The sequence below is a fragment of the Streptomyces sp. NPDC093065 genome (assembly GCF_044754585.1).
In the GTDB taxonomy this organism is placed as follows: domain Bacteria; phylum Actinomycetota; class Actinomycetes; order Streptomycetales; family Streptomycetaceae; genus Streptomyces.
The window spans coordinates 231889-238386 of sequence record NZ_JBIVPJ010000013.1 but is presented as its reverse complement, the minus strand read 5'-3'; the positions used below and the strand labels follow the sequence as shown (position 1 = coordinate 238386).

The following is a 6498-nucleotide window of genomic DNA, read 5'->3' as shown; positions in this document are numbered from 1 at the left end:
TTTTTTTATTTTGTGGGGCTGGTGGGGGGGGGGTTGGTGGGGGTGTTGTTTTTGTTGGGGGGGGGGGGTGGGGGGGGGGGGCTGGGGGGGGGGGGGGGGGGGGGGGGGGGGGGGCGCCGGGGGGGGCCCCCCGCCCCCCCCCCCCACCGCTCAGGGCGTGTGCCGGACGGCGTTGGCGAGGATCGCGTCGCGCATGTAGGCGGCGAGGCCCGGCTTGGCGGCGTCGATGTTTCGCGTGAAACGTTCGTCCGAGACGTACATGTCGCCCAGGCAGGTGTGCATCTCGTACCCGCAGTCGTAGTGGTTGCGGGCGATCCCCTGCCGGTGGTCCTCGGCGGCGTCCATGGCCCCCTCGGAGTCGGCGGGCTCACCGGCCTCCATCAGCGCGACGAAGCGCCGGGTGAGCTCGTCGGCCTCGTCCTGGAGGCGCTGCCAGTCCTCCTTGGTGTACGAGGCGGTCTTCTCCTTGGACTGGCGGTAGGCGTCGGTGTTCCCCCAGCGCTCCCGGACCTCCTCCTCGTACTGGTCGGGGTCGAAGTCGCCGAAGACCTCGAACTTCTCCTCCGGCGTGAGGTTGATTCCCATACTGCGTGCCTCCATGGCCTGCTCCACGGCCGTCGCCATCCTCTGCAGCTTCTCGATCCGGGCGGTCAGCAGCTCGTGCTGGCGGCGCAGGTGCGCGCGCGGGTCCGCGACCGGGTCGTCGAGCAGGGCGCCGACCTCGTCGAGCGGGAAGCCCAGCTCCCGGTAGAACAGGATCTGCTGCAGCCGGTCGAGGTCGGCGTCGCTGTAGCGCCGGTGGCCCGCGTGGCTGCGCTCGCTCGGTACGAGCAGGCCGATGTCGTCGTAGTGGTGCAGCGTGCGCACCGTCACCCCGGCGAAGCCGGCTACCTGTCCCACGGAGTAGCTCACTTCCGCTCCCTTCTCTGACGCCCTCCACGCTGCCTCCTCACGTGACGTGAGGTGCAAGCCCCGCCGGACCCCGCCGAACCCGCGTGCCGGCCCGGTACGGCTCCGGGTGCGGGGCCGGGTGCCCCGGCCTACCGTCGGTCGTATGCCACTGCACCACGGGCCCCACCCGCCGCAGGACGACGACCGGGAGCGGCGCCGGCTCGCCGTGAACCCGTTCTACGCGACGGCGGACCCCCTCGGCGGCATGTCCGAGGCTCCGCCCACGCACCGCCTCCCCGACACCCCGCTGCCGCCCGCGACGGCGTACCGCCTCGTGCACGACGAGCTGATGCTGGACGGCAACGCGCGGCTGAACCTGGCCACCTTCGTCACCACCTGGATGGAGCCGCAGGCCGGGGTGCTGATGAGCGAGTGCCGGGACAAGAACATGATCGACAAGGACGAGTACCCGCGCACCGCCGACCTGGAGCGGCGCTGCGTGGCCATGCTCGCCGACCTGTGGCACGCGCCCGACCCGTCGGCGGCCGTGGGCTGCTCGACGACCGGGTCGAGCGAGGCGTGCATGCTGGCCGGGATGGCGCTGAAGCGCCGCTGGGCGCTGCGCAACGCCAACCGGTACCCGGCGAAGGACGTGCGGCCCAATCTCGTCATGGGCGTGAACGTCCAGGTCTGCTGGGAGAAGTTCTGCAACTTCTGGGAGGTGGAGGCCCGGCAGGTCCCGATGGAGGGCGACCGCTTCCACCTGGACCCGCAGGCCGCCGCCGGGCTGTGCGACGAGAACACCATCGGGGTCGTCGGCATCCTGGGCTCCACCTTCGACGGCTCCTACGAGCCGATCGCCGACCTCTGCGCCGCCCTGGACGCGCTCCAGGAGCGGACCGGACTCGACGTCCCGGTGCACGTCGACGGGGCCTCCGGCGGCATGGTCGCGCCGTTCCTGGACGAGGACCTGGTGTGGGACTTCCGGCTCCCGAGGGTCGCGTCGATCAACACCTCGGGGCACAAGTACGGACTGGTCTACCCCGGGGTCGGCTGGGCGCTGTGGCGGGACGCGGAGGCGCTGCCCGAGGAGCTGGTGTTCCGCGTGAACTACCTGGGCGGCGACATGCCGACCTTCGCGCTGAACTTCTCCCGGCCGGGCGCGCAGGTGGTGGCGCAGTACTACACGTTCCTGCGGCTGGGGCGGGAGGGCTACCGGGCCGTGCAGCGCAACGCGCGCGACATCGCGGGCTCGCTCGCCCGACGAGTTGCGGCACTGGGCGACTTCCGGCTGCTGACGCACGGCGACCAGTTGCCGGTGTTCGCCTTCACGACGGCCGACGACGTGAAGGCGTACGACGTCTTCGACGTGTCCCGGCGGCTGCGGGAGGGCGGCTGGCTGGTGCCGGCGTACACCTTCCCGCCGCACCGCGAGGACCTGTCGGTGCTGCGGGTGGTGTGCCGCAACGGCTTCTCGGCGGACATGGCGGACCTGCTCCTGGACGACCTGGAGCGGCTGCTGCCGGAGCTGCGCCGGCAGCCGCACCCGCTGATCCGGGACAAGGGCGCGGCCACCGGGTTCCACCACTGACCCCGGCTCCCCGCGTCAGCCCGGGCTGCCGTGGGAGCCCGCTTCGAGGTTCGCGCGGAGAGCGGCCAGGGTCGCGGCGACGCGGTCCAGGTCGCGGGGAGGGATCCCGGCGGTCAGCGAGGCGAGCGCGTCCTCGACGACGGGCCGGGAGGCCGCCAGCCGCTCCTCGCCCTCGGACGTGAGGCGGAGCACGGACGAGCGGCGGTCCCGGGGGTGCGCGGCCCGCACGCACCAGCCGGCGGCCACCAGCCGGTCGACCGCCTTGCTGACGGCCCCGACGGTGATCGCCAGTTCCCCGACGATGTCGAGCACGCGGCACCCCGGCACGCGGTCGATGATCTCCAGGAACTCGAACTGCCCGAGTCCGAGACCCTGTTCGTCACGCAGCCGGGCGCTCACCGCGTTGTAGAGCCGGGTCTCGGTCCGGACCAGATCGACGAAGACCGGGGTGACATGGCTCACACAAACCTCCAATAGCTTCCCAGGAATACTCTTCCTCGGAATGCGGTTGACCTCGGACGGATGGATTCCCAGGAATCCATCTTCCCACGGCGACCCATGGAGGCCCTTCATGTCCCGACAGCAGCGCGACGCGCTGGACGCCCTGCTCCGTTCCGCCCCTCGCACCGAGACGCCGCCCACGGTCGAGGAGCAGCGCGACGGCTTCGCCGCCGCCGTCGCCCGCCCCGCGCCGGACGGGGTGGTGACCCGCAGCACCCGGCTGGGCGGACGGCCGGCCCTGGAGCTGGTGCCGGACACCGCCTCCGGCCGCGGCCGGCTGCTCTACCTGCACGGCGGCGGATACGTCATCGGCTCACCGGACACCCACACGGGGCTCGTCGGTGAACTGGCCCTGCGCGCCGGGCTGCGCGCGGTGTCGGTGGACTACCGGCTGGCACCCGAGCACCCCTTCCCCGCGGCCGTCGACGACGGGCTCGCCGCCTACCGCGAACTGCTGGCGACGGGGTCCGACCCGCGGGAGACCGTCCTGGCCGGCGACTCCGCCGGCGGCGGACTGGGCATCGCCACGCTGCTCGCGGCCAGGGCGGCCGGGCTGCCGCAGCCGGCCGCCGTGGCCGTCTTCTCCCCCTGGGCCGACCTCACCCTCACCGGGGGGAGCATCCGCTCCAAGAAGGCCGCCGACCCGATATTCGCCGAGGCCGACCTGCGTGCCTACGCCGATCTCTACGTCGGCCCCGGCGACCGGTCGGCTCCCCTGGCCAGCCCGGTGTTCGGTGACCTCTGCGGGCTGCCGCCGCTGCTCGTGCAGGTCGGTGCGAACGAGCTGCTCCTCGACGACGCGGTGCGGCTGGCCGGGCGGGCGGGCGCCGACGACGTCGAGGTCACGCTCGAGGTCGGGCCCGGACTCCCCCACGTCTTCCAGCACCACCACGGCCGCCTGCAGGAGGCGGACGCCGCGCTCGACCGCGCCGCCCGCTTCCTCACCGCCCACCTCGGCGCCGGGCACCCGCCCCGCCCGTGAGCCGGGCGCCGGCGGCCGAAGTCGCAGTCCGCGGCGGCGCGGGCGAGCCGCTCTCACCGGCTCAGGCGCGCGAACCTCGCCACCGCCAGCGGGAAGAACACCGCGAGCAGGGCCAGCGGCCAGGCGACGGCCGCCCAGAGGTGGCCGGACTCGCCGCCGGGGCTGCCGAAGAGGTCGCGGACGGCCGTGGCGGTCTGGGACATCGGGTTCCACTGCACGACCGTGCCCAGCCAGCCGGGCATGGAGTCGGGGGAGGCGAAGGCGTTGGAGAGGAAGCCGACCGGCCAGACCAGGATCTGCACCGCCTGCACCAGCTCGGGCTTCCCGGCCACCAGGGCCAGGAGAATGCCGATCCACAGCATGGCGAAGCGGAAGAGCAGGAGCAGGCCGACCGCACCGAGGAAGGCGCCGGGGCCGCCGTGGGCCCGCCAGCCGAGCGCGTACCCGACGCCGATCAGGACGGTGAGGCCGAGCGCCGACTGGAGCATGTCGGCGGTGGCACGGCCCACCAGGACCGCGCCGTTGGTCATGGGCAGCGAGCGGAAGCGGTCGACGACGCCCTTGTTGAGGTCCTGGGTGACGGCGATCATGGTGCCCTCCAGGCCGAAGGCCATGGTGAGCGCCAGCATGCCGGGGACCAGGTAGCCGACGTAGCTGCCGCTCACCCCCCGGCCGCCGCCGACCAGGTAGCCGAACATCAGCAGCAGCATGACCGGGAAGACCAGGTTGACGACGACCGTCACCGGCTGCCGTCCCCAGCGGGCCAGCTCGCGGCGGGTCATCGTCCAGGAGTCGGACAGGGCGTGCGTCATGGGGATGGTGCCGGCGTTCGCGGTGCCCGTACTCACACGGCCTCCTTCGTACGGTCGGTGAGGTGCAGGAACACCTCGTCCAGGGTCGGCCGGCGCAGCGCCACGTCCTCGGCCTCGATCCCGGCCTCCTCCAGCGCCCGTACGACGCCGGAGAGCGCCGCCATCCGGTCGGTGACCGGGGCGCTGACCAGCCGGCGGTCGGTGTCGACGCGGACGCCGGTGAGCGGGAGCAGGGCGACGGCGGCGCCCAGTTGGCCGGCGTCGCGCAGGACGACGTCGACGCGGTCACCGCCGGTGGCGGCCTTGAGCTCGTCCGCCGTGCCGTCGGCGACGACCCGGCCGGCGTCGACGACCGAGATGCGGTCGGCGAGCTGGTCGGCCTCCTCCAGGTACTGGGTGGTGAGCAGGACCGTCGTACCGGCGCCGACCAGGGAGCGGACCGAGTCCCACACCTCGGCGCGGCCGCGCGGGTCGAGTCCGGTGGTCGGCTCGTCCAGGAAGAGCACCTCAGGGTCGGTGATGAGGGACGCGGCCAGGTCCAGGCGGCGGCGCATGCCTCCGCTGTAGGCGCTGACCGGCTTGCGTCCGGTGTCGGTGAGGTCGAAGCGCGCGAGCAGTTCGCCGGCACGCGCGCGTGCCCGTCGGGCGCCCAGGTGGTGGAGGCGGCCGAACATCTCCAGGTTCTGCCGGCCGCCCAGCTCCTCGTCGAGCGCCGCGTGCTGGCCGAGCAGGCCGATGCGCAGCCGTACCGCGTACGACTCGGCGACGACGTCGTGTCCCGCCACCTCGACGCGGCCGGCGTCGGGCCGCAGCAGGGTGGACAGGACGCGCACCAGAGTCGTCTTGCCGGCTCCGTTCGGGCCCAGTACGCCGTGCACCGTGCCGCGGGTGACCGTGAGGTCGAGTCCGTCCAACGCGTTCTTGTCGCCGTACCTCTTGCGTGCGCCTTCGACGGTGATCGCCGTGTCGGCCACTGTCACTCCCCACTCCCCTTCGAGGCCAAGCTAGCCAAATTTGACTACTACCTCCGAAGGTAGCGCGCCCTCCTCGGTTGGTCAAACTTGATTAGCGAGCGTCCCCGTAGTGCGGCCGCCCCGCCGCGAAGGGGTTCTCCTCACCCTCGGCCAGCACGCCGACGAACGGCTCGCCCTCGCCGGCGAAGGTGTACGCGCCGCCCCGGACGCGGTCGATGAGGCCGCGGGTCCACTCGGCGCCCGAATCGGCCGAGTGGACCCAGTAGTTCATGATCTCGCCGATGTGCCCGTACTGGCCGGGCCCCTCGGCGGGCATGTAGTACTCGGTGACGGAGGCGCGCCACTCCTCGATCTTCCGTACCCGCTCCTCCAGCAGCGCCAGAGCCTCCTCGCGCGGGAGGTCGACCATGAAGCCGAGCGCCGCGGTGAGCACGTCCGGCCGCTGGTCGTAGGCGGTGAGGTAGGCGCGGAGCAGGGTGAGGTACTCCTCGGTGCCCTGCTCCGTGATCTCGTACTCCACCCGCGGCGGTCCGCCCGCCGTGGACGGCGCGATCTCGTGCGCGAGGAGCAGCCCCTGTTTCGCCATCTGCTTCAGCGCGTGGTAGATCGAGCCGGGCTTGGCGTTGGACCACTCGTGCGCGCCCCAGTACTCCAGGTCGTTGCGCACCTGGTAGCCGTGGGCCCGCCCGTGCTGGCGGACCGCGCCGAGCACGAGGAGACGGATCGCTGACATGGGGTCCAGCCTAG

The 6498-nt window shown here is 72.7% G+C and carries 7 protein-coding genes; 2 read left to right on the top strand and 5 right to left on the bottom strand.

Annotated elements, in window-relative coordinates; translation table 11 throughout:
- Positions 1–150: 150 nt before the first annotated feature.
- Entirely contained in the window at positions 151–912 is a 762-nt protein-coding gene (locus ACIQFU_RS23465; RefSeq protein WP_402554107.1) for a MerR family transcriptional regulator, read from the bottom strand.
- Between the two features lie 142 nt (positions 913–1054).
- Between ACIQFU_RS23465 and ACIQFU_RS23460 the strand changes: the two genes are divergently transcribed.
- Positions 1055–2482 carry a glutamate decarboxylase gene (locus ACIQFU_RS23460; RefSeq protein ID WP_402554106.1) on the top strand — a complete coding sequence of 476 codons (1428 nt, stop codon included), beginning with the start codon at positions 1055–1057 and terminating at the stop codon, positions 2480–2482.
- A 15-nt stretch (positions 2483–2497) separates the two neighbouring features.
- On the opposite strand, the gene ACIQFU_RS23455 is transcribed toward ACIQFU_RS23460, so the two are convergent.
- On the bottom strand, positions 2498–2944 hold the full coding sequence (locus ACIQFU_RS23455; RefSeq protein WP_402554105.1) for a MarR family winged helix-turn-helix transcriptional regulator: 447 nt from the start codon (positions 2942–2944) through the stop codon (positions 2498–2500).
- A 109-nt stretch (positions 2945–3053) separates the two neighbouring features.
- Here ACIQFU_RS23455 and ACIQFU_RS23450 point away from each other — a divergent pair, with 109 nt between their 5' ends.
- Entirely contained in the window at positions 3054–3965 is a 912-nt protein-coding gene (locus ACIQFU_RS23450; protein ID WP_402554104.1) for an alpha/beta hydrolase, read from the top strand.
- A gap of 53 nt (positions 3966–4018) precedes the next feature.
- On the opposite strand, the gene ACIQFU_RS23445 is transcribed toward ACIQFU_RS23450, so the two are convergent.
- The 3 genes from ACIQFU_RS23445 to ACIQFU_RS23435 form a co-directional block, all read right to left on the bottom strand.
- A complete protein-coding gene (locus ACIQFU_RS23445; RefSeq protein ID WP_402554114.1) occupies positions 4019–4777 on the bottom strand; it encodes an ABC transporter permease in 759 nt (252 codons plus the stop codon).
- Between the two features lie 32 nt (positions 4778–4809).
- Positions 4810–5751, bottom strand: a complete 942-nt coding sequence (locus ACIQFU_RS23440) for an ATP-binding cassette domain-containing protein (protein ID WP_402554113.1) — start codon at positions 5749–5751, stop codon at positions 4810–4812.
- A 91-nt stretch (positions 5752–5842) separates the two neighbouring features.
- Complete coding sequence (locus ACIQFU_RS23435) at positions 5843–6484, bottom strand: PadR family transcriptional regulator (RefSeq protein ID WP_402554103.1); 642 nt, start codon at positions 6482–6484, stop codon at positions 5843–5845.
- Between the last annotated feature and the right edge of the window lie 14 nt (positions 6485–6498).